The sequence below is a fragment of the Nonomuraea composti genome, assembly GCF_012034275.1.
GTDB classification, from domain to species: Bacteria; Actinomycetota; Actinomycetes; order Streptosporangiales; family Streptosporangiaceae; genus Nonomuraea; species Nonomuraea composti.
Genome location: NZ_JAATEP010000055.1, coordinates 58,812 through 78,169 on the forward strand (window position 1 = coordinate 58,812; position 19,358 = coordinate 78,169).

A 19,358-nucleotide genomic window follows, 5' to 3' on the forward strand; every position below is an offset into this window, starting at 1 on the left:
TGCAGCACGCAGGTCGGTGCCTGATCGATCCACTCCCGAACACCCCCGAGGGTCAAGCCGAGCACAGGGCATTCCGCTCCGCCACAAGGTCGCGACGCTCTCGCGGGGTCAGGACAAACCTCCTGCCGCGCTGGTGCCTTGCGGGCGTGACTGCCTGGCCTGCGGTGATGCCGCTCGTCTGGGCCGTGTGGCGCGATTCTCGCCGGCGGGCCGAGCATCGCCCGTCCCGGGCACGGATTTCCGTTCCCAGTCGGCTCCAAGCCGTGGACAAGATCACCGCTTCACCATTCCGTACGTGAGCGGATATTTCAGGAAAAGGTGGACGAAGATCGCCGCAGCCGCGGCGGCCGTCGTCGCGGTGGCGCTGCCGGCCGCCCCCGCGGCGGCCGACGACGCGCCCGGCGAGCGCCCCGACGTGCCCGTCGGCACGTGGCTGGCGGCCCGCACGCAGCCAGCGGTCCAGCTGACCAGCTTCACCTACACCGGTACGGTCGCCGTCCCGACCAGCACGATCAACGAGACCGCGTTCAGCCGGCTCACGCAGCAGGCCGTCGAGGCCGTGCAGGCCGGCAAGATCTCCTCGGACGAGCGCAGCATCGCCAAGTGGCTCTTCCAGCGGATCGCCGCCGACGTCGACACCTACCTCACCGAGACCACCCCCGAACGCACGGTCGACGCCGAGGTCGGCGGCCTGTGCACCGGCTGGTGGGTCACCCCCGACGGGTACATGGTCACCGGAGCGCACTGCGTCCAGGTCGGCGAGACCGAGCTGAGCAAGCTCTTCGCCCAGCAGGCGCTGGCGAAGTTCAACGAGCAGGACGCCAAGGAGATCATCGCGGGGCTGCAGGGCATCGAGGCCGACGAGGAGATCCTCAAGCTCGCCCAGCAGATCTACGTCACGTTCAACACCGGCCACATGAAGATCCGCAACCTGCAGCAGAGCCTGTCGGTGCTGCAGAGCCTGCCCGGCGGCGGCGTCGACAAGACCGCCAAGGCGACCCCGGCGGAGCTGGTCTCGGTGGGCGAGAGCTACCCGGGCAAGGACTTCGCGCTGCTCAAGGTGAACGGCCAGCAGAACCTGCCGACCGTCCCGCTCGGCGAGGACGCCGACGTGCGCACCGGCGACACGCTCTACATCAGCGGCTTCCCCGGCCTGGTCACGAACACGCCGTTCTTCAGCCTGGAGTCGCGGCTGGAGCCGGCGCTGACCGAGGGGCCGTACAACGCCAGGCGCACCACGCAGACGGGCGTGCCCTACATCCAGACGCAGGCGCCGTCCTACCACGGCAACTCCGGCGGCCCGGTGTTCAGCAAGGACGGCAAGGTCGTCGGCATGCTGATCGCCGGCACGGTGAGCGAGGGCGGCGAGGCGTCGGAGAGCGAGAGCTTCGTGCTGCCCGTGAGCATCATCAAGGAGAAGCTCGGCGAGAAGAACGTCAAGCCCGCCCAGGCCGTGACCACCACCCGGTACAACGAGGCGCTGAACGACTACTTCCGCAACTGGTTCGAGGAGGCGCTGCCCAAGTTCCGCGAGGTGCAGGCGCTCTTCCCGAACCATCCGTACGTCGCCAAGTACATCAGCGACACGCAGGCCGCGATCTCGGCCGGCAAGGACGAGTCGCCCAAGCCGATCCTGATGTGGGTGCTGATCGCGGCCGGCGTGCTGCTGGCGATCGTGCTGGTCGTGGTGGTGGTGAAGCTGCTCGGCCGGCGCCGCCGCGCCCGCGCGGACGCGCCGCCGTACGGGGCGGTCCCACCGCCGCCGTGGCAGCAGCACCAGCTTCCCGCGAGCCACCAGCACCAGGCGCCGGTCCCCCCGCAGGCTCCGTACGGCGGGTACAACGGCTCCAATTACGGCTACGGACCGGCCGGACAGTACGGGCAGCACGGGCAGCACGGGCAGCCGTATCTCGGTGACCAGACGCGGGACGTCCGCTACGGCCAGTTCTCGCCCCCGCCGGACGGCCATTCCTGAACGTCCGCCTTCCTGACCGCTTCCAAGGTGGCCGCCAGCTCGGCCTCCGGTACGAAATGGCCGAAGGTGTCGTTGGCGAAGAACGACACCCCGGCCACGGACCCGGCGTGCGCCGCCAGCACCTCGCGCTGGTAGAGGTAGGTACGCCGGTCGTCCAGATAGGTGCGGTACCAGTACCAGGGATCGACGAAGTCCAGCCCGAGCAGCGGGCGCGGGCCGCCCAGCGCGGCCTTGCTGAGCAGGTTCGGCACGATCTCGGTGCGCTCGACCAGCACGGCGAACGTGCTGATCAGGATGGCGTCGAGCGTGTGGTAGGCGGCGTCGGTCATGCCCCAGGCCGTCCGCTCCACCTCGGCCCGCCAGTACGTGTCCATCCAGTAGACGAGCCGGTCGCCCATGGCGTCGCGCAGCCGCAGGAAGAACCGCTCGATCCCGGCCGACCGCTCCGGCGTGAGCGGCGGCGCGTTGTCGGGGTGCCAGAAGCCGACCAGCCCGAACTGGTTGCCGAGCATGATCCCGTCCAGGCCGAAGTCGGCCGTGAACGCGGCGGTCTGCGCGGCCACGAAGTCCCCGGCGAGCAGCCCGGCCGCGATGCCGCCGGGGTAGGCGGCGTAGGGGCGGGGGTCGGCGTCGAGCGGCGCGGTGACGTCGATGACGCCCGGCACGATGTGCCCGCCGGCGTCGGCGGTGCCGGCCGCCGCCTCGGGGTGCCGCCCGGTCTTCCACTCGCTGCGGCAGAACTCGGGGCCCGGCTCCAGGTACTCCAGCAGGCTCACCCGCAGGCCGCGCCGCTCGGCCTCGGCGCGCACGGCCGCGTAGACGCCGGCCAGCGTCCGGTAGTCCATGGGCTGCTCGGACAGGACGAACATGGGCCCGGCCGAGTACGGGTTGGCCGAGCGCTCACCGCCGTCGCGGACCCGGGCCAGCCAGTCGCGGTTGTGCGCCCTCGTGGCGGCGGCCGGACCGCCGGGCGCCAGCGCGAAGCAGTTGTAGCGGGCCCAGTCGAAGCGCTGGTCCCAGGCGTCGCGGCCGGCGTAGTTGAGCACGTGGTCGCCGTTGCCCGCGCAGAACACGATCGTGACGGGCCGATCGGCCAGCCAGTCGGCGTGGTGGTCGAAGAAGGCCGCCACGCCCGGTGCGGGGTCGTCCAGGTCGTCGAAGATCTTGGGGGTGATCCAGAGGCAGGCTTCCAGGCTCACTTGGCCTCACCGAACGCCTTGTCCATGCGGCCGAGCAGGGTCGGCACGTCGATCGTGCCGTTGAACAGCTCCTGCACGGAGGTCAGGTGCTCCTGCTGCACCTTCGGGCCGGGCCAGCCCTGGTCGGGGTAGAGGGTGGATTTTCCGTTCTTGACGGCGTCGAGCACCGGCTGCTGCAGCGCGTCGGGCTGGAAGGACGGGCTGGGCAGGGCCGGGCTGCTGCCGGACTCCTTCGCGTACAGCGCCTGGCCTTCAGGGGAGGCGAGGAACTGCAGGAACTTCCTGGCCAGGGCCGGGTTCTTGGCCTTGGCGTTGACGCCGTACACGATGCCGACCGACACCGGCAGGTAGGTGTCGTCGGCGTTGTCGGTGGCGGGGAACGGGGTCATCGAGAACGTGGTGCCCTGGGGGGCGGAGTTGAGCGCCGACTGCACGGCCGACAGCACGTGGACGGCGCCGAGCGCCTTGCCCTGGCCGAGGAGCTGCATCTGCTCGTCGTAGCCGACGCCGTTGGGGCTGTCGTTGAAGCAGCCGGAGTCGCGCAGTTGCAGGTACTTGTCCATGGCCTGCTTCCACTCCGACTTCGCGAAGCTGGCCTGGCCGTCCTTCTGCTGCTGGGTGAATCGCGGGTTCGGGCCGTAGACGAGGGAGGCGGTCAGCGCGTACGGGACGAGCTGGGTGACCCACGCGGACTTGAGGCCGAGCGCGAACGCGACGACCCCCTTGGATTTGGCGTCCTTGCAGAACTTGAGCACTTCGGGCCAGGTGGTGGGCTTGGCCAGGCCGGTCTTGGCGAGGGCCTGGTCGTTCCAGACGGCTCCGATGGCGCCGATGGTGACCGGCACGGCCACGACCTTGCCGGCGGGGTCGGTGGTGACGGCCTTGAGGTCGGCGCTCAGGCCGCCGGCCCAGCTCTCGCCCGACAGGTCCATCAGCATGCCGTCGGCGCCGAGGTCGCGCACGGCCATGGTGTTGCCGCCGCCGGGCCACATGCGGAACACGTCGGGGGCCGTCCCCGAGGACAGCTGGGTGCGCAGTTGCTGCTGGTAGGAGGCGTCGTCCTCGGTGAACGTGGTCTTGACGACGACGCCGGGGTTGGCCTTCTTGAACGCCTCCACGGCGGCCTGGGCGGGGCCCTGGCCGGCGGCGGCGAGGGTGAGCACCTGCTCGCCGGCGTCGGCGGTGGTCTGACCGCCCGAGGTCGAGCAGGCCGCCGCCGCGACCGCGAGGCAGCAGGCGGAGGCGAGCGTTGTGACGATCTTCATGACGAACTCCAAACGGGGGGTGAGGGTCAGCCTTTGAGGCCGCCGGCGAAGCCCTTGATGATGTGCTTCTGCAGCGCGAAGTAGACGACGAGGATGGGGATCACGCTGATCACCAGGCCGGCGAAGATGAGGGGCCACTGCGACACGTACTGGCTGACGAAGCCGTAGATCGCCACCGGCGCCGTCGTGTTGTCGCTGCCGCCGAGATACAGCAGCGGGGTGAAGAACTCGTTCCAGATGCCGACCGCGTTGAGGATCACGACCGTGCCGGTGACCGGCCGCAGCAGCGGGAAGACGACGGAGACGAACGAGCGCAGCGGCCCGCAGCCGTCGAGCAGCGCGGCCTCCTCGTAGTCGAGCGGCAGCTCGCGCAGGAACATCGTGTAGAGGAAGACGGAGAACGGGATCTGCTGCCCGACGTTGATCAGGATGACCGACCAGAGCGAGCCGAGCAGGCCGAGGTCGCGCATGGTGGCGTAGAGCGGGAGCAGGGCGAGCTGTCCGGGGATGAGCAGGCCGCCGATGACGAGGTAGAACGTGTACCGCGACCAGCGCCGCGTCACCCTGGCCAGCGGGTAGGCGGCCATCGACGCGAGGGCGATGATCAGCACGACGCTGACGGAGGTGATGAGGAAGCTGTTGGCCAGCGCGGCGCCGAGGCTGGCCTGGCTCCACGCCTGGGCGTAGTTGTCCAGGGTGGGCGGGAAGGCGAAGGCCAGCGCCCCGGTCTGGCTGTCCTGCGGCTTGAGCGAGACGTTGAGCAGGCCGACGAGCGGCACGAGGAAGGCCAGCGCGAGCAGGATCAGGCTCACCTCGCGCGCCAGCGTGCGCCAGGTGTATCGGGAGTGCATCAGAAGCTCTTCCTCTGCGTCAGGCGGAACTGCACGGCCGCCAGGACCGCGATGACCACGGTCATGACGACGGCCAGCGCGATCGAGAACGGGAAGTCACCGAGCGAGAACGCGCTCTTGTAGATGGCCGTCGAGATCGTCTCCGTCGCGGTGCCGGGCCCGCCGCCGGTCATGGCCATGACCTGGTCGAACTGCTTGAGCCCGCCGATGAGGCAGAGCATCACGTTGATCACTACGGCGCCGTTGAGCAGCGGCAGCACGACGCGGCGGAACTTGCTCCACGCGCCCGCCCCGTCGATCGTGGCCGCCTCCAGCACCTCGGCGGGGATGGCCTGGAGCCCGGCCAGATAGATGACCATGGAGTAGCCGGAGAACTGCCAGACGATCTCCAGGACGATGGCGTACAGGGCCGTGTCGGGGTCGCCGAGCCAGTCGTGGGCCAGCGCGCCGAGGCCGACGGCGCGCAGGGCGTCGTTCACGGCGCCGTTGGGCGACAGCAGGAAGCTCCACACGTACCCGGCGACCAGCGGCGTGAGCACCACGGGCGCGAAGAAGATCACGCGGAGCACGTAGCGGCTCTTGACCAGGCTGTTCACGCCGAGCGCGAGGAGCAGGCCGACGACGTTCTGCACGATCGTGGCGGCGGCCGCGAGGGTGAGCGTGTTGACCAGGGCGTCGAGCGCGGTGCGGTCGGAGAAGACGGCGGCGAAGTTGTCCAGGCCGACGAAGGACCAGTCGGGGCGCAGGCCGTTCCAGTCGGTGAAGGAGAACAGCGCGCCGTTGGCGCTGGGGACGACGACGATGAACAGGTAGATCGAGATCGCGGGCACGACGAACCACCAGGGCGCGCGCACCCCGACGCGGCACCGCCTGGGCGGGGCCTGTGCGGGGGGTTCGCGGAGGTCGGGTGGTGTCGTCGGCGCATGAGTGGCAGCCACGTGTGACTCCTCTCGGGGGTGACCATGGATGCACGTGGCCCTGCTGGACGGAGCGGCTCTCGCCGTGCCCTCGTCGTGGAGCCCACAGCGTCGTGAATCGATTCACGACGTTTCGGGCACATTACGGGGGCGGTCTCGGCGATGTCAATGACGTGACGGCGCTTCCGGGCGATTTCGTGAATCCATTCACGGGTCCGCTAGGCTGAGGCCCGACATCGCTCGGGAACACGTGAGTGAGGAGCCCGATGGCCGCCGGATCAGCGCCGAAGCAGTCGAAGGCCGACGTCTCCACCCCCACGGTCGCCGACGTCGCGGCCCGCGCGGGCGTCTCGCGGGCCACCGTCTCCTACACCTTCACCCAGCCGGGCCGGGTCTCCCCCGACCTGCGGCGGCGCGTCATCGAGGCCGCCGACGAGCTCGGCTACGTCGGCAACGAGGCGGCCCGCCGGCTCCGCGTGGGCCACAGCCTGGCCCTCGGGCTGCTGGTCTCCAACATCGGCAACCCCGTCTACGCCGAGCTCGCCGCCGGCGCCGAGGCGGAGGCCGCCGCCCACGGCCGCTTCATCCTCGTGGCCAACAGCGACGAGAGCCAGGAGCGCGAGCGCGCCTACCTCAGCTTCTTCGAGTCCCAGCAGGTGAGCGGCATCCTCGCGGCCCCCGTCGGCGACGTGCCCGAGGAGCTGCTCGGCATGGGCCGCAGGGGCACGCCGTTCGTCCTGGTCGGCACGGCCACGGGGCCGCACAGCTATCCGGCGATCTCCGGCGACAACGAGCGCGGCGGCCACCTCGCGGCCACGCACCTGCTCGACCAGGGGCGGCGGCGGCTGATCTTCATCGGCGGCCCGCACCCCCACGTCGACTTGCGCCTCGCGGGAGCCAAGCGGGCGGTCGAGGAGTCCGGCGAGCCCGCCTCGCTGGAGATCATCCGGGTGCAGGTGCAGACCGCGAAGGTCGGCGAGGCGGTCGCGCGCACGCTGCTGCGCCGGCCGGCCGACGGCTTCCCCGACGGCATCGTGGCCGGCAACGACCTGCTCGCGCTGGGTCTGCTGCACGGGCTGATCATGGGCGGACTGCGGGTGCCGGAGGATCTGTCCCTGGTCGGGTACGACGACATAGAGTTCGCCGACTTCGCCATCGTGCCGCTGACCACCATCCGGCACCCGTCGGCGGCGCTCGGCGCGAGTGCCGTGCGCATCCTGCTGGGGATGGAGACCGAACGCGACACGCTGGGGCGTTTCGAGCCCGAGCTGGTGATCCGCGAGACCTCCCTGCCCGGCTGATCAGGGAGTGTTGACACGGCCGCGAGGCCGCTCGTAGGCTCCGCCCCATCGCATTGTCGTGAATCGATTCACGATCATGGTAGCCACATCAGCGCAGGTCACGTCCCTCTCCGCGCTGGCACCCCCTGGAAGGCACCATCATGAGCCAGAAACGCGTCGCCGCGGTGGCCATCACCGCGGCGCTGGCGCTGACCCCCGCCACCCCCGCCGCCGCAGCCCCGCCACCGGCCCCGCTCCCCGAGGTCGCCGCCCTCGACCCCGGCACGATCGACCTCGCCGACTTCACCGGCCTCGAACAGCAGATCGCCCCCTACCTGGGCAACCTCGCCCGCCTGGCCAACAGCGTCAACGACGACAGCGCCACCGACTACGGCTTCATCACCTGCGGCTGCTGGCGCACCGGGCAGGGCCCGAGCGACGCCCGCGTCATGGAGAACGTCCTCACCCTCGCCTACTTCTACACCGCCGACCGCCCCTGGAACCCCTACCACCGCGACCCGGCCCTGCGCGGCCGACTGGAGGCGGCGCTGCGGTTCCTGCTGACCACCCAGAACGACGACGGCTCGTTCCCGCAGGGCTCCGGCGACGTGCACTCGCGGGCCGCCACCGGGTTCGCGCTGGAGCTGTACGCGATCATGCTGGACCTCCTCGACGCCGACGGCACGCTCGACCCCGCCCTGGTCACCGAGCTGACCACGGCCATGAAGGCCGCGAGCAGGTGGTTCCTGGAGGACGAGGAGGTGTGGGGGCCGCGCGGCGCCCAGTTCGCCAACCAGGTCGCCGGCGGTCTCGTCGGCATCTCCCGCCTGCTCCCCCGCTTCGGCGACGCCGCCCTGCACACCCGCTTCGAGCAGCGGCTGGCCGAGCACGAGCGGGTCTCGCAGAGCGAGGCCGGCTTCTACCGCGACGGCACGGTCGCCCACCGCTACAGCATCGAAGTCGAGTCGGAGGACCTGGCCGGCTGGGCCGACCCCGCGACCCGGCCGGTCATCGACCGGATGCAGGGCCGCTACCTGGACTGGGCCCAGTACAACCTGCTCTACGACCAGGCGCTCGACGGCTACTTCATCAACACCGCCATCGACTCCCGGCACCGCGGCTGGAACTACGCCGACGAGCTGCCCATCGGCTCCAACAACCTCTGGGGCGCGGTCATCCCGCAGGCCCGCGCCTACTCGGCCACCCGGGAGGAGACCGAGCAGCGCCGCGCCGCCTTCGCGAAGGCCGGCTGGCAGACCTCCGTCGCCCCGCTCATCGCCCCCACCTGGGCCTACCTCGACCCCGCGATCGTCAGGGACGTGGCGCTGGGCGAGGAGTACCACCCGGCGGCGGCCGAACGCCTGGCCGCCATCAAGACCCTGCGGCCCTACGCCGGCGCCCCGTACACCGAGCACCGCGCCGACTCCGTCACCGGCCAGCGGTTCGTCTTCGCCAAGCGGCCCGCGTACGCCGTCGGCCTGGGCTTCGGCAAGCACGTCACCACCCAGTACGGCTTCTGGGACAACCAGCGGTTCGGCCTCAACTACCTGTACGACCCGAAGCTCGGCGTGCTCGTCCAGGGCCAGAACGCGCCCCAGATCGGCGCCCCCCGCACCCGGCCCGTGAACGCGGAGCTGTCGTGGGGCACCGGATGGGCGGCGGCGGACGGCCTCCACTTCGACTCCTACGACCAGCCCGTGCCCGCCTTCTACCGCGACGGCGCCCCCGTGGACCCGGCGACGGCCGGCGACCTCGACGACCTGGAGATCCGGTACGCGGCGGCGGGCGGCACCAAGTCCGTGACCCTGGACGACCGGCTGCGGGTGCGCGTCGAGGCCGGCACCACGCCGTTCTTCGAGCGCATCCCCCTCGTGCTGGACGAGGACGACACCGTGCGATGGATCGGCGGCGGGCCCGTCGCCGTCGGCTCCCGCTCCGAAGCCGCGAACGTCTCCGGCGTCGTCGTCAACCGCGACGGCCGCAGCCTGGAGATCCGCTGGTCCGGCACCGGCTCGGCGGTGCTGTGGCCGTCGTCCTTCCCCGTGGCGGGCGGCAAGCGCACGCTCCAGGTGCTCGACGTCAAGGCCGAGGGCACGCTGGCGTACGACCTGCGGGTGGTGGACGACGCGTGCGCCGGCTCGGACGAGCGGGCGCACGTCTTCATCGGCGACCGCGACACCGGCGTGGCCAACCCTGACGACGGCACCGGCTGCACGGTCGCCGACCGCCTGCGCGCCGGCGACCAGTGGGACGGCCACCACACGTTCGTCACCCACGTCACCAAGACCACCGCGGCATTGGTCCGTAAGGACGTGCTGAGCCGGCGCGACGCCGCCCGCCTGGTCGCCGCCGCCGCCCGCTCCGACGTCGGCAAGAACCTCGTCACCGCCTCGCTCGGCGCGGCGGAGGCGGTGGCGGGCACGCGGGTCGAGGTGCGGCTCTCCGGCCGCACGATCCGCGAGGCGACGGTGTCGGGCCCCTGCCTGGCCGAGCCCGTCACCACCCTGGCGACCGCGCAGATCACCGTGCGGGAGACGACGCTGCCCGGCCCCTGCCCGCTCACCGTCCGCACCGTACGCACCAGCGGCACGACCGAGCTGGACACCCTCCCGCTGACCGTCGTGCCGGACGCCCAGGGTGTCGTCTTCCGCGACAGCTTCTCCGCGCCGTCGCAGGCGTGGACCGCCGTGGACGGCGCCTGGAGCGTCACCGGCGGCGTCTACCGCCAGCAGGACACGACCCGGACGGGCTGGCGCACCTACGTCAACGGCCTGACGATCGCCGATGGCGCGGTGGAGACCCGCGTCGACTTCCGCACGCTCGCGACCTCGACCGCGTTCGCCGGCGTCCAGGTGCGCACCGCCCAGCCGGGGGACGCCTACACGCAGTCCGGCTACCTCGTCTACCTGCGCCCCAACGGCTCCGTGGACATCTACAAGGCCGGCAAGGGCGTGCTCGCGACCGGTACGGGCGCGGCGGTCACCGGCCCGACGAGGCTCCGGGTCGAGCTGCGCGGCGCCGAGCTGCGGGCCTTCGTTGGCGACGAGCCGTCGCCCCGCGTCACGGTGACCGACCCGGACCCGGTCACCGGCGCGGGCTCCGTCCAGCTCGTCACGGGCCGGGCCGCGGTCGACTTCGACGACGTCCGGGTGATGAGGTGACTCAGCGCTCGCAGGCGGCCGGCCGCGACTGGGCCGCGCGGACCCGCTCGACGTCGAGCTTGTCCGTGCGGTCGAAGCGGTAGATGCCGTTCTCCTCCTGGAAGACGTCGGTGAGCTGCGTGTAGCAGTAGCCGAACATGTCGGGGTCGTCGAGCAGCACCCCGGTCAGCCCGGCGAAGCGGGCGTGGAACTCCTCCTCGTCGCGCACGCGCTGCCCGTAGCCCCAGGAGCCGACGCGGGCGGCGTCCTGCTCGGTGCCGGCCAGCTCGGGGTTCCACCAGATGCCGCCGTACTCGCTGACGAAGTACGGCTGCCCCCGGTACGGGACGGAGACGGGCCGGCCGCCGTCGGCGGTGTTGACGAACGGCTCGTCCTTGCCCAGCCCGCCCACCTGCGCGGCGAACGCCGCCGGGTCCTGCTCGTAGTTGTGCGCGTCGTAGACGTCGGTCTCGGGCACCCGGTGGCTGTAGCCGGAGGCGTCGAGGACGGGGCGGGTGGGGTCGGCCAGCTTCGTGGCCAGGAACAGGGCGCGGGTGACGTCGTCGAGCTGGGTGACCCGGTCGTCGATGGCCTGCCCCGTCTCGTTGAGCGGGCACCAGCCGATGATCGACGGGTGCGAATGGTCGCGCTCCAGGACCTCCAGCCACTGGGTGACGAACGACGCCGTGGGGTGCTGCTCCAGCCCGTCGAAGGCGCCCCAGTCGCCGAACTCGCCCCACACCAGGTAGCCGAGCCGGTCGGCGTGGTAGAGGAAACGCTCCTCGAACACCTTCTGGTGCAGGCGCGCGCCGTTGAAGCCGGCGGCCGTCGCCAGCTCGATGTCGCGCAGCAGGGCGGCGTCGGAGGGGGCGGTCATGAGGCCGTCGGGGTAGTAGCCCTGGTCGAGGACGAGCCGCTGGAAGACGGGCCGGCCGTTGATCAGCACGCGCCTGCCGTCGATGGCGATGGAGCGCAGCCCGGCGTAGCTGTCCACGGCGTCCGTGATCGCGCCGCCGGCGTCGAGCAGCTCGATCCGCACGTCGTACAGGAAGCCCTCGCCGGGCTCCCACAGGCGGACCCGGTCCGCGGGCAGCTCCAGGCGCAGGGAGGGGGCGAGGTCCACGTCGGCGCGGGCGGTCGCGGTCGCGACGGGGCCGCCGGCGTCGGAGACGGTCACGCGGACCGTGCTGCCCGGCCGGTTGGCCGACAGCGGGGTGACGACGGTGAAAGAGGACGTCGCCACCTGCGGGGTGATGCGCGGCCGGCGCAGGTGCACGTCGGGGACCGGCTCCAGCCACACCGTCTGCCAGATGCCGGTGGTGCGGGTGTAGAGGCACTCGTAGTTGCCGTAGCGGGTGGACTGCTTGCCCCGCGCCTGCGGCCCATGACGGGGGTCGCGGGCGCGTACGACGATCGTGGCGTCCTCGCCGGGGCGGGCCACGTCCGACAGGTCGGCCGTGAACGGCGAGAAGCCGCCGCGGTGGCGGGCCACCTCCACGCCGTTCACCCACACGGTGGCGTCGTGGTCGACGGCCCCGAAGTGCAGCAACGTGCGGCGGCCGGCCCACGCGGCGGGGATCGGCACCGTGCGGCGGTACCAGACCGCCTCCATGAAGTCGGTGTGCCCGAGCCCCGACAGCTCGGACTCGGGCGCGAACGGCACGGTGATCGTCCCCGCGAGGTCCCGCTCGCGCAGGCCACGCTCCAGGCCGGAGTCGGCGGCGTCGATCTCGAACTGCCACTGCCCGTTGAGGCTCAGCCAGTCGGGACGGACCATCTGGGGGCGCGGATATTCCGGACGCGGAAGGTCAAGGGCCACGGGCCTCATCGTAGGGTCAGACGAACAGCAGGACGATGATCGCAATGCCGAGCGTGAAGTCGAGCACGGCACAGAACTCGGCGAGCGACCGGGTCACCACCTGGTTCGCCCGCCAGACGATCACGTCCTGCACGGCGTGGCCGATGAGGGCCGCCGCGACCAGACACGTGCCGAGCACCGGGTCCAGCGACAGGGCGACCAGTGCCGCCGCCCCCAGGACGAGCATCAGCGGGATCTGCACGGCGGCCAGCCTGGGCCGCCGCGGCAGGTCGCTCACCAGGGCGAGCACGACGACGGTGACCGCACCCGCGACCAGCATCGTCCACAGCTCGCCGCCGAGCACCCGCACCACCGTCACCCCCACGACGGCCGCGCCGAACAGGATCCACACCGCTCCCGGCCGCCCGACGAGGGCGGTGCCGAGGTAGATGAGGGCGGCGAGGAAGACGATGAGCGCCTGGCCGCGCCCGTCCTGCTCGTCCGCGACGGAAAGGGCCATCGCCGCCAGGCCCGCCAGGGTGGGCCAGCGGTGAGCGAGAAAACCCAGCACCCGGCCCGCGGACAGGCGGTCCGCGGGGAGCCGGTCGGCGGGGATTCGGCCAGCGGGGATTCGGCCGGCGGAGAGGCCGTCACCGGCCGGGGAGGGGGAAACGTCTGCCATGCCCCGACCCTCCCCTTCCGGGCCGCCCGGCGTCCCGCTGCGCCCGCCGGGCCGTCCGGAATCCTGGGCATCCGGTCCGATCGTCACCCGATCCGGCCGGCGGCCCCGCCCTCGTGGGCCTCGACGGCGGCGAGGCCGGCCGGCCGCATGCGGCCCTGCTCGCGCAGCCGCGCCACCCGGTCGAGGTTGCGCTGCGACCAGCGGCTGCGCGGCCGGCGCGGGCTGTAACGCTGCAGGTACGTGGTGGCGTCGCGGCGGCGGGTCAGGCCGTCGATCCAGCCGTGGCACAGCGCCTCCTCCAGAGCCTGCTCGTACGTGAGGCTCGTCGGCCGCGTCGTGCCCTTCTTGGCCAGCACCACCCACGCCTCGCGCTCCGTGCCGTGGTGGCCGGCCAGCCAGCTCCGCCACGCGGCGGCGTCCTGGAAGATCATCATGACGTGCCCTTCATGGACGCGAGGATCTCCAGGTAGTGGGGGTTGTACATCAGGCCGAGGACGTTCCCCCAGGGGTCGATGACGGAGGCGGTGATGAACCCGTCGCCCCGGTCGTGGACCGGGTCGTGCTCCTTGGCGCCCATCGCCACGAGCCGCTCGACCGCCGCCGGCACGTCGTCGACGTGCCAGTGGATCATGGCGCCGGCGGGCCGGCCGATCGTGGCGGGGTCGGGCGTCATGGCCAGCGGCGTGCCGGCGTACTGACTGTGGATGACGCCGAACTCGTGCTGGTAGTCGCCGATGCGCCACTCCATGTACGCCGGGGTGTCCATGTACGGCGGGATGCCGAACAGCTCGGTGTACCAGCGCCTGGTCGCCTCGAAGTCGGGCGAGTAGAAGGCGGTGGTGCTGAGTCCTCGCAACATGTCGTGCTCCTTTCGGCGGGGTTTGTACGTTCATCATCAACCCCTAAAGTGCTCACCAATTGAGCACTTTTCCGAGCGAGTTTTCACGGCCGGAGAAACACCGTTTTCACGGCCAGAGGAACACCAGGAGAGTGAGGGCGAGGGTCAGGGCCACGAAGCCGGGCGTCCTCGGCCGGCGGGCGGCCTCCCGCCGCGACGCGACGACCAGCGCGACGATCAGGGCCAGCGCGGCGAGCAGGTGCAGGCCGTACCAGACGGCGACCGGAACCCCGCCGAGGGCGGTGCCGGCGAACAGGTCGTCCACCGCGCCGTAGCCGCCCAGCATGCCGGCCACGGCCAGGCCCAGGCCGAGCCACGCGGGCACGTACCGGAAGTGCCCGAGCATCGCCCAGACGACAGTGCCCAGCAGGAGCAGGGTGGTGGAGCTGAGGTGCAGCTGCCGGAGGAGCAGGCCGCCGCGCGCGTCGAAGCCGATCTCCAGCTCCGACTGGTAGGCGGCGCTCATGGGGACGCCGCGCAGCGGCTCGTAGCTGCCGTCATAGAGCACCTCCTCGCCGGAGGGCGTGTAGTGGAAGGCCAGGAAGGCGCCGGTCGCCAGGACGACCAGGAAGCAGTAGATGAGCATCTCCCCGACGAGCTGCCGGGCCCGCTCCACCCGCTCAGTCAAGGGTCGCGGTGAACGAGCGGCCGTAGGCCTGGTGGGTGGTGGCCCGGATCAGGGTGCCGCCCGGCACGCGGCGCACCTTCACCCCTTCGTCGGCCGTGACCGTCCTGAGGCGGGCGCCGCGCAGGACGACGGAGACGCGCTCGCGTTTCATCGTGGGATCCGACAGCGCCACCGTCGTACGCCCGCCCGACGACCGGACGATCACCGCGGCGGGCCCGTCCACGAGCAGGCGCTCGACCTCACGCGGGCCGTCGGTGAACACGTTGCAGGCCACGATCCCGAGCCCCTTGTGCCGCACGGCCTGCACGTGCCGGTCGTTGGCCAGGACGCGCACCGGGCCGCCGGCATAGGCGCGCAGGGCCCGCTCGGTGGCGTTCGGGACGAGGGCGTAGGCGAAGGCCGGCACGTCACCCCCGATCGCCGCGGTGAACACGTTCTTGGTGATGCTGGTGTCGGGGTTGCTGGTCCGCACGACCCGGCGGCTGCGGGTGACCGTCTCCAGCCCCGCCGACACCGGCTGCCTAGTCAGGAACGCGTAGCCGACGGCGGTGCCGCGGGTGCCGTTGGCGTAGCGCAGCCAGCGCGGCGCGACGGCGGCGCCCTGCCGCCAGGCCCGCCCGTCCCACTGCTCGCCGGTCAGCGCCACCGCGTCGCCGGGCGCGGCGATGCGGCTGTCCACCGTGGTCACCACGTCGCGGCCGCCCTGCCCCGAGACGCCCGCGGCCAGCACCACGATCTCGTCGTCGAACATGAACCACGACTTGGTCGCCCGCGCGTTCCGGTAGGCGACGAAGTCGTCCGGCAGGAGCCCCGCCTGCTTCGCCGTGTACGCCGCGTCGTCCGACTGGACCATGCCCGCGACGCCGTACGCGCCGAGCGTCGCCCCGCCGGAGAACGCGTTCCCGGCCCGCGGGAAGTACACGTAGGTGTTCTGGGACTCCGAGGAGGAGGTGAAGTTGAGCGGGTGCCCCGGGTTCTCGTACCAGAGGCGGCCGTACAGCTCGGGCACCGTCCGCCGCTCCTCCACCGGCGCGGTGACCCCCGCCAGCCGGTACGGCGAGACGGCCGTGTAGTAGTCGACCCCGAACACCTCCCGCTGGTCCTCGCCCGCGAGATACAGGTAGTACGCCCCATCGCCCTGGAACCACGGCATCAGGTTCTCGCCGCTCATGTACTCGTACTTGCTGATCCGCTCGGAGCTGCGCGCCAGCGCGAACGCGTAGCCGGGGCGGCGGTGCACGGTGCGGTCCATGGCGTTGAACGCGACGCACCGCGCGGGCGGGTTCAGGTCCGCGGCCGGGACGGAGGCGTCGGCACGGATGGCGGCGTAGCGGGCGATGCTCACCGGCGAGACGAACGCGGCCGTGTCCGCCGCCGGCAGGAACCTGAGGTACTTCTTCAGCGGCAGCGCGTCCTCGACGTGGTCGGCCAGGTCGGCGATGGCCTCCACGACCACGCCGATGTCGGTGTAGCCGCTGGAGGTGCGCGAGACCGCCCGGCCCTTGACGATCTCCATCATCCAGCCCTCGAAGATGAGCGGGGCGAAACCGTCGGTGACCCACCGCTGCACCACGGCCGGCAGGTCCTGCCCGCCGCTCGTCACCCCTTCCAGCATCTTCAGCGTCTGCACGACGCGGGTCAGCAGGCTGCGGCCGTACGAGCCGGTGTAGGCGACCGAATGGTGCTGGATGAACGAGCCGTCGCGGTAGTAGCCGTCGGTGTTGCCGTGCTCCAGCCGGTACGGGTCGATCGTGGCGAACACGGTGGCCTGGTCGGCGACGGCCTTGGTGACGCGGGCGTCGTCGGCGGTGAGCGCGCCCTGGAGGATGCGGTTGGCGGTGATGTCGGCCAGGTTCGCCCCCGTGTGGAAGCGGGAGTCGAGGTCGACGTCGCCGTTCTTGCCGTTGCGCAGGTAGGCGTCCATGGAGGCGATGTAGGTGGCCGTCAGGTCACCGCGTAACTCCTCGGGCAGCAGCACGAGCGTCCGGCTCACGTGCGTGGGGATGCCGATCTCCCAGTTGTGCCAGTTGCCGTAGTAGCCGGCCGCCTGGTCGCCGAAGTACCGCTCGTGCAGCCACCGCAGGCCGTCGGCGACCCGCTGCCGCGCGGCGGCGTCACCGTCGAGCGCGCTGCCGGGTGCCCGCGTGGCCAGCGCGATCTCGTACAGGTACTGGTAGGCCAGCCGGAGGTTGACGTCGTCGGTGCCCAGCGCCAGCCCGGCGAACAACTCCCCGCTGCCCGCCTGCGTCATGGCGGTCAGCCGCTGCCTGGCCGTGCTGACGATGGCGGCGAGCTTGCCCGCCACCTCGGGACGGGCGTTGACGTCGGGGGTGCCGGCGAAGATCGCGACAGTGTTGGCGAGCAGCCGCGCGTGATCGATCGCGGCGGCCCGCGCGGGGGAAGCGGCGACGGCGGCGAGCAGGCCGGCTCCGGGGATCAGGGAGAGAGCCTGGCGGCGGGACAGGTGCGGCACGGCGAGCTCCAGGCCGTTCGGAGGATACGCTGGAGCTCACCGTACATGATCTTCAGGAGCCTTCACAGGCCCTCATCGCGACAGGTAGAGGGTCTTCCACGTGCCCGCGTACAAGCAGGTGAGCGACGGCTTGGCGGCCTCGGCCTCCGAGCACACCTTCAGCTCCACCTGGTGGACGTCCCGATACTTGAAGCGGAACGGCTTCGGGGTGCCGTAGGAGCAGTCGCGGGCCCAGCGCTCCTTGTTCGGCAGGTTGCTCCCCGACCGGTACGTGATGCGGAAGACCGCCCAGCCGCAGCTCGCGCCGCGGGTCCTGTCCTCCACCTTGCCCGAGATGCTCACGACGTCGGCGGTGGGCAGGTCCGCGTGGTCCTCGCCCGTGGCGGTCAGGGTGCCGCTGGCCTTGGCCGCCTTGCCGGGCGCGTGGTACGGGCCCCACGCGCCGCTCGCCGCGCCGGCGGCCTGGGCGGTGAGGGCGAGGGTGGCGGTGGCGGCGAGGGTGAGGGCGGCGAGGGTACGGGTGATCGCCATCGGGACCGTCCTTTCGAAGGGGGATGCCCTCACTGTGCGGTCGCCCGATTTCAGCGGACTTGCTCCCGCTTTCAACCTTCTTGCCCGTCATCGAAAGCGGTCAGGATCGCCGATCCGCGCCACGGCGGAGCCGGACCGCAGCGCGGCGAAGCCGGACCGCAGCACGGCGGGGCCGGACGGCCGAGCATAGGCTGGACACGTCCGGACATAGGCCCATGCAGCGACCGACGAGAGGTGCGGCACATGGCCGACGCGACCCCCGACGCGACCCCCGACCCGGCTCCCGACCACCCTGCCCAACCCACCCAGCCTGCCCAGCCAGCCCAGCCCGAGCAGCCTTCCCGCCCACCCCGGCAGTTCCGCTCCAGCCGCGGCCGTCGCGTGGGCGACGCCGTCATCAGCGTGTTCATCCGCGCCGGCCTGGTGCCGCACTCCTACCTGCTGACCACCCGGGGCCGTAAGAGCGGGCTCCCGCGCGTCAACCCGGTGACCGTCGTCGAGCACGCCGGCAAGCGGTGGCTGGTCGCCCCCTACGGGGTCGTCTCGTGGGTGCACAACGTCCGCGCGGACGGGCACGTGAGCCTGCGCCGCCGCTTCGAGACCCGGGCCTACACCGTACGGGAGGCAACTCCGCAGGAGGCCGGGCCCGTGCTCAAGCGCTACGTCGCCATCGCGACCCCGACCCGCCCGTACTTCCTGGCCACCCCTGACTCTCCCGTGGAGGACTTCGTCGCCGAGGCCGACCACCACCCGGTCTTCGAGCTCATCCCCGCGAACTGAGCCCTACGGAGGCCAGCCTCGCGATCTGAGGCCCTACGGAGCCCAGCCTCGCGGCCCAAGGTTCACGGCTCCTCCCCCGCCACGACGGCCAGCAGCACGTCGGCGTGGCACTCCTGGTCGGGCTTGCACCAGCAGGCCAGATCCCGGCCCGCCAGCTCCTGCCGGGCCCGCTCGACCAGCTCCGGATGCTCGCGCAGGTGCGCGCGGTACAGCTCGATCACCTCGGACCGCTCGTGCACCCGCCCGCCGCACGTCCGGCAGCCCTTGCCGCCCACGCTGTGCGGGCTGTTGTACGGGCTCGCCTTCAGCCCCGGCGCCGCCCTGCCGACGTACGTCGCGCCCTCGGGCACGTGCCCGTGGTACCTGTCGCCCTCGACCTTGACCCGCTGTGCCACCGTGGCCTCCTCAGACGACGGCTCCCAGCCGCCGTACCGCCTGATAGTACGAGCGGGCCAGCCGGTCGCACGCGGTCCTGCGGATCTGCGCGTACGTGGCGCACACCTCGCTCATGTCGAACAGGAAGGCCCGGTCGACGTGCTCCTTGTTGGCCGGGAAGCGGCCCACCGCCTTGTAGTTGCGGTACCCGAAGTCGTGCCGCACGCACGGCGTGGTGAAGTCGAAGCCGAGCGGCTTGTCGGGGCTGCCCGAGCACAGGTCGGTCGACCAGTCGAAGGCGTAGGGCGCCCAGGACGACCGGTCGTCCCGTGCGTGCCGCCAGGCGGCGGCGCTGCGGGCGGTGGGCTGGGTGAGCGCAGAAAGCGCGGCGAGTTTCTGCTGCAACGTCACGGCCGGGGCCGGGGACGCGGCGATCAGGGCGAGGGCGGCGAGCGATGATACGACCATGAGAGCCTGCTTCGTGATGCCAGGAACCTGTCATGGGTAGCTTCGCGTGACCGCCCCGTCGTCCAGGCGGGATGCCGGGCAACGCCGGTTCAAGAATT

Annotated in this window: 17 protein-coding genes; 4 read left to right on the forward strand and 13 right to left on the reverse strand. The window is 71.6% G+C overall.

Annotated features, from left to right (window positions below; genetic code table 11):
• Window positions 1–295: 295 nt before the first annotated feature.
• Window positions 296–1,975, forward strand: a complete 1,680-nt coding sequence (locus HCN51_RS46775; protein WP_346434038.1) for a S1 family peptidase — start codon at window positions 296–298, stop codon at window positions 1,973–1,975.
• Here the strand turns inward: HCN51_RS46775 and HCN51_RS46780 are convergent.
• From HCN51_RS46780 to HCN51_RS60570, 4 genes are read right to left on the reverse strand one after another with little or no spacing between them, the layout of a single operon-like run.
• The gene (locus tag HCN51_RS46780) at window positions 1,936–3,174 is read right to left on the reverse strand and encodes a hypothetical protein (RefSeq protein ID WP_168018379.1); all 1,239 of its coding nucleotides are present in this window, start codon (window positions 3,172–3,174) and stop codon (window positions 1,936–1,938) included. The genes HCN51_RS46775 and HCN51_RS46780 overlap by 40 nt on opposite strands.
• On the reverse strand, window positions 3,171–4,439 hold the full coding sequence (locus HCN51_RS46785; protein ID WP_168018380.1) for an ABC transporter substrate-binding protein: 1,269 nt from the start codon (window positions 4,437–4,439) through the stop codon (window positions 3,171–3,173). The genes HCN51_RS46780 and HCN51_RS46785 overlap by 4 nt, the downstream gene beginning before the upstream one ends.
• A gap of 26 nt (window positions 4,440–4,465) precedes the next feature.
• Window positions 4,466–5,290, reverse strand: coding sequence for a carbohydrate ABC transporter permease (locus HCN51_RS46790; protein WP_080044883.1), 825 nt, complete (start codon window positions 5,288–5,290; stop codon window positions 4,466–4,468).
• Entirely contained in the window at window positions 5,290–6,228 is a 939-nt protein-coding gene (locus HCN51_RS60570) for an ABC transporter permease subunit (protein WP_206068684.1), read from the reverse strand. Before HCN51_RS60570 ends, HCN51_RS46790 begins: the two co-directional genes overlap by 1 nt.
• Before the next feature lie 245 nt (window positions 6,229–6,473).
• On the opposite strand from HCN51_RS60570, the gene HCN51_RS46800 reads away from it, so the two are divergent.
• Together HCN51_RS46800 and HCN51_RS46805 are read left to right on the forward strand one after the other, a co-directional pair.
• Window positions 6,474–7,508: a LacI family DNA-binding transcriptional regulator gene (locus HCN51_RS46800; RefSeq protein WP_080044881.1), complete on the forward strand. Its 1,035-nt coding sequence runs from the start codon at window positions 6,474–6,476 to the stop codon at window positions 7,506–7,508.
• Window positions 7,509–7,648: 140 nt separating this feature from the next.
• A complete protein-coding gene (locus HCN51_RS46805) occupies window positions 7,649–10,648 on the forward strand; it encodes a hypothetical protein (RefSeq protein ID WP_168018381.1) in 3,000 nt (999 codons plus the stop codon).
• 1 nt (window position 10,649) lies between these two features.
• Here HCN51_RS46805 and HCN51_RS46810 read toward each other — a convergent pair whose 3' ends face one another.
• From HCN51_RS46810 to HCN51_RS58570, 7 genes are all read right to left on the reverse strand, one after another.
• Window positions 10,650–12,446 (reverse strand): glycoside hydrolase family 2 protein, encoded by a 1,797-nt coding sequence (locus tag HCN51_RS46810; RefSeq protein WP_346434039.1) that lies wholly within the window; start codon window positions 12,444–12,446, stop codon window positions 10,650–10,652.
• Between the two features lie 16 nt (window positions 12,447–12,462).
• The gene (locus HCN51_RS46815; protein WP_168018383.1) at window positions 12,463–13,107 is read right to left on the reverse strand and encodes a hypothetical protein; all 645 of its coding nucleotides are present in this window, start codon (window positions 13,105–13,107) and stop codon (window positions 12,463–12,465) included.
• 83 nt (window positions 13,108–13,190) lie between these two features.
• Complete coding sequence (locus tag HCN51_RS46820) at window positions 13,191–13,541, reverse strand: YdeI/OmpD-associated family protein (protein ID WP_168018384.1); 351 nt, start codon at window positions 13,539–13,541, stop codon at window positions 13,191–13,193.
• Window positions 13,538–13,966, reverse strand: a complete 429-nt coding sequence (locus tag HCN51_RS46825) for a VOC family protein (protein WP_168018385.1) — start codon at window positions 13,964–13,966, stop codon at window positions 13,538–13,540. Before HCN51_RS46825 ends, HCN51_RS46820 begins: the two co-directional genes overlap by 4 nt.
• 106 nt (window positions 13,967–14,072) lie before the next feature.
• Window positions 14,073–14,633, reverse strand: a complete 561-nt coding sequence (locus HCN51_RS46830; RefSeq protein WP_168018386.1) for a hypothetical protein — start codon at window positions 14,631–14,633, stop codon at window positions 14,073–14,075.
• Entirely contained in the window at window positions 14,626–17,106 is a 2,481-nt protein-coding gene (locus tag HCN51_RS46835; protein ID WP_168018387.1) for a polysaccharide lyase family 8 super-sandwich domain-containing protein, read from the reverse strand. The genes HCN51_RS46830 and HCN51_RS46835 overlap by 8 nt, the downstream gene beginning before the upstream one ends.
• A 72-nt stretch (window positions 17,107–17,178) precedes the next feature.
• Window positions 17,179–17,637 (reverse strand): hypothetical protein, encoded by a 459-nt coding sequence (locus HCN51_RS58570; protein ID WP_206068685.1) that lies wholly within the window; start codon window positions 17,635–17,637, stop codon window positions 17,179–17,181.
• 243 nt (window positions 17,638–17,880) lie between these two features.
• Here HCN51_RS58570 and HCN51_RS46845 point away from each other — a divergent pair, with 243 nt between their 5' ends.
• Window positions 17,881–18,417, forward strand: coding sequence for a nitroreductase family deazaflavin-dependent oxidoreductase (locus HCN51_RS46845; RefSeq protein ID WP_168018388.1), 537 nt, complete (start codon window positions 17,881–17,883; stop codon window positions 18,415–18,417).
• 62 nt (window positions 18,418–18,479) lie between these two features.
• Here HCN51_RS46845 and HCN51_RS46850 read toward each other — a convergent pair whose 3' ends face one another.
• Entirely contained in the window at window positions 18,480–18,812 is a 333-nt protein-coding gene (locus tag HCN51_RS46850; protein ID WP_206068686.1) for a DUF4326 domain-containing protein, read from the reverse strand.
• A 10-nt stretch (window positions 18,813–18,822) separates the two neighbouring features.
• On the reverse strand, window positions 18,823–19,260 hold the full coding sequence (locus HCN51_RS46855; RefSeq protein WP_168018389.1) for a phospholipase: 438 nt from the start codon (window positions 19,258–19,260) through the stop codon (window positions 18,823–18,825).
• Between the last annotated feature and the right edge of the window lie 98 nt (window positions 19,261–19,358).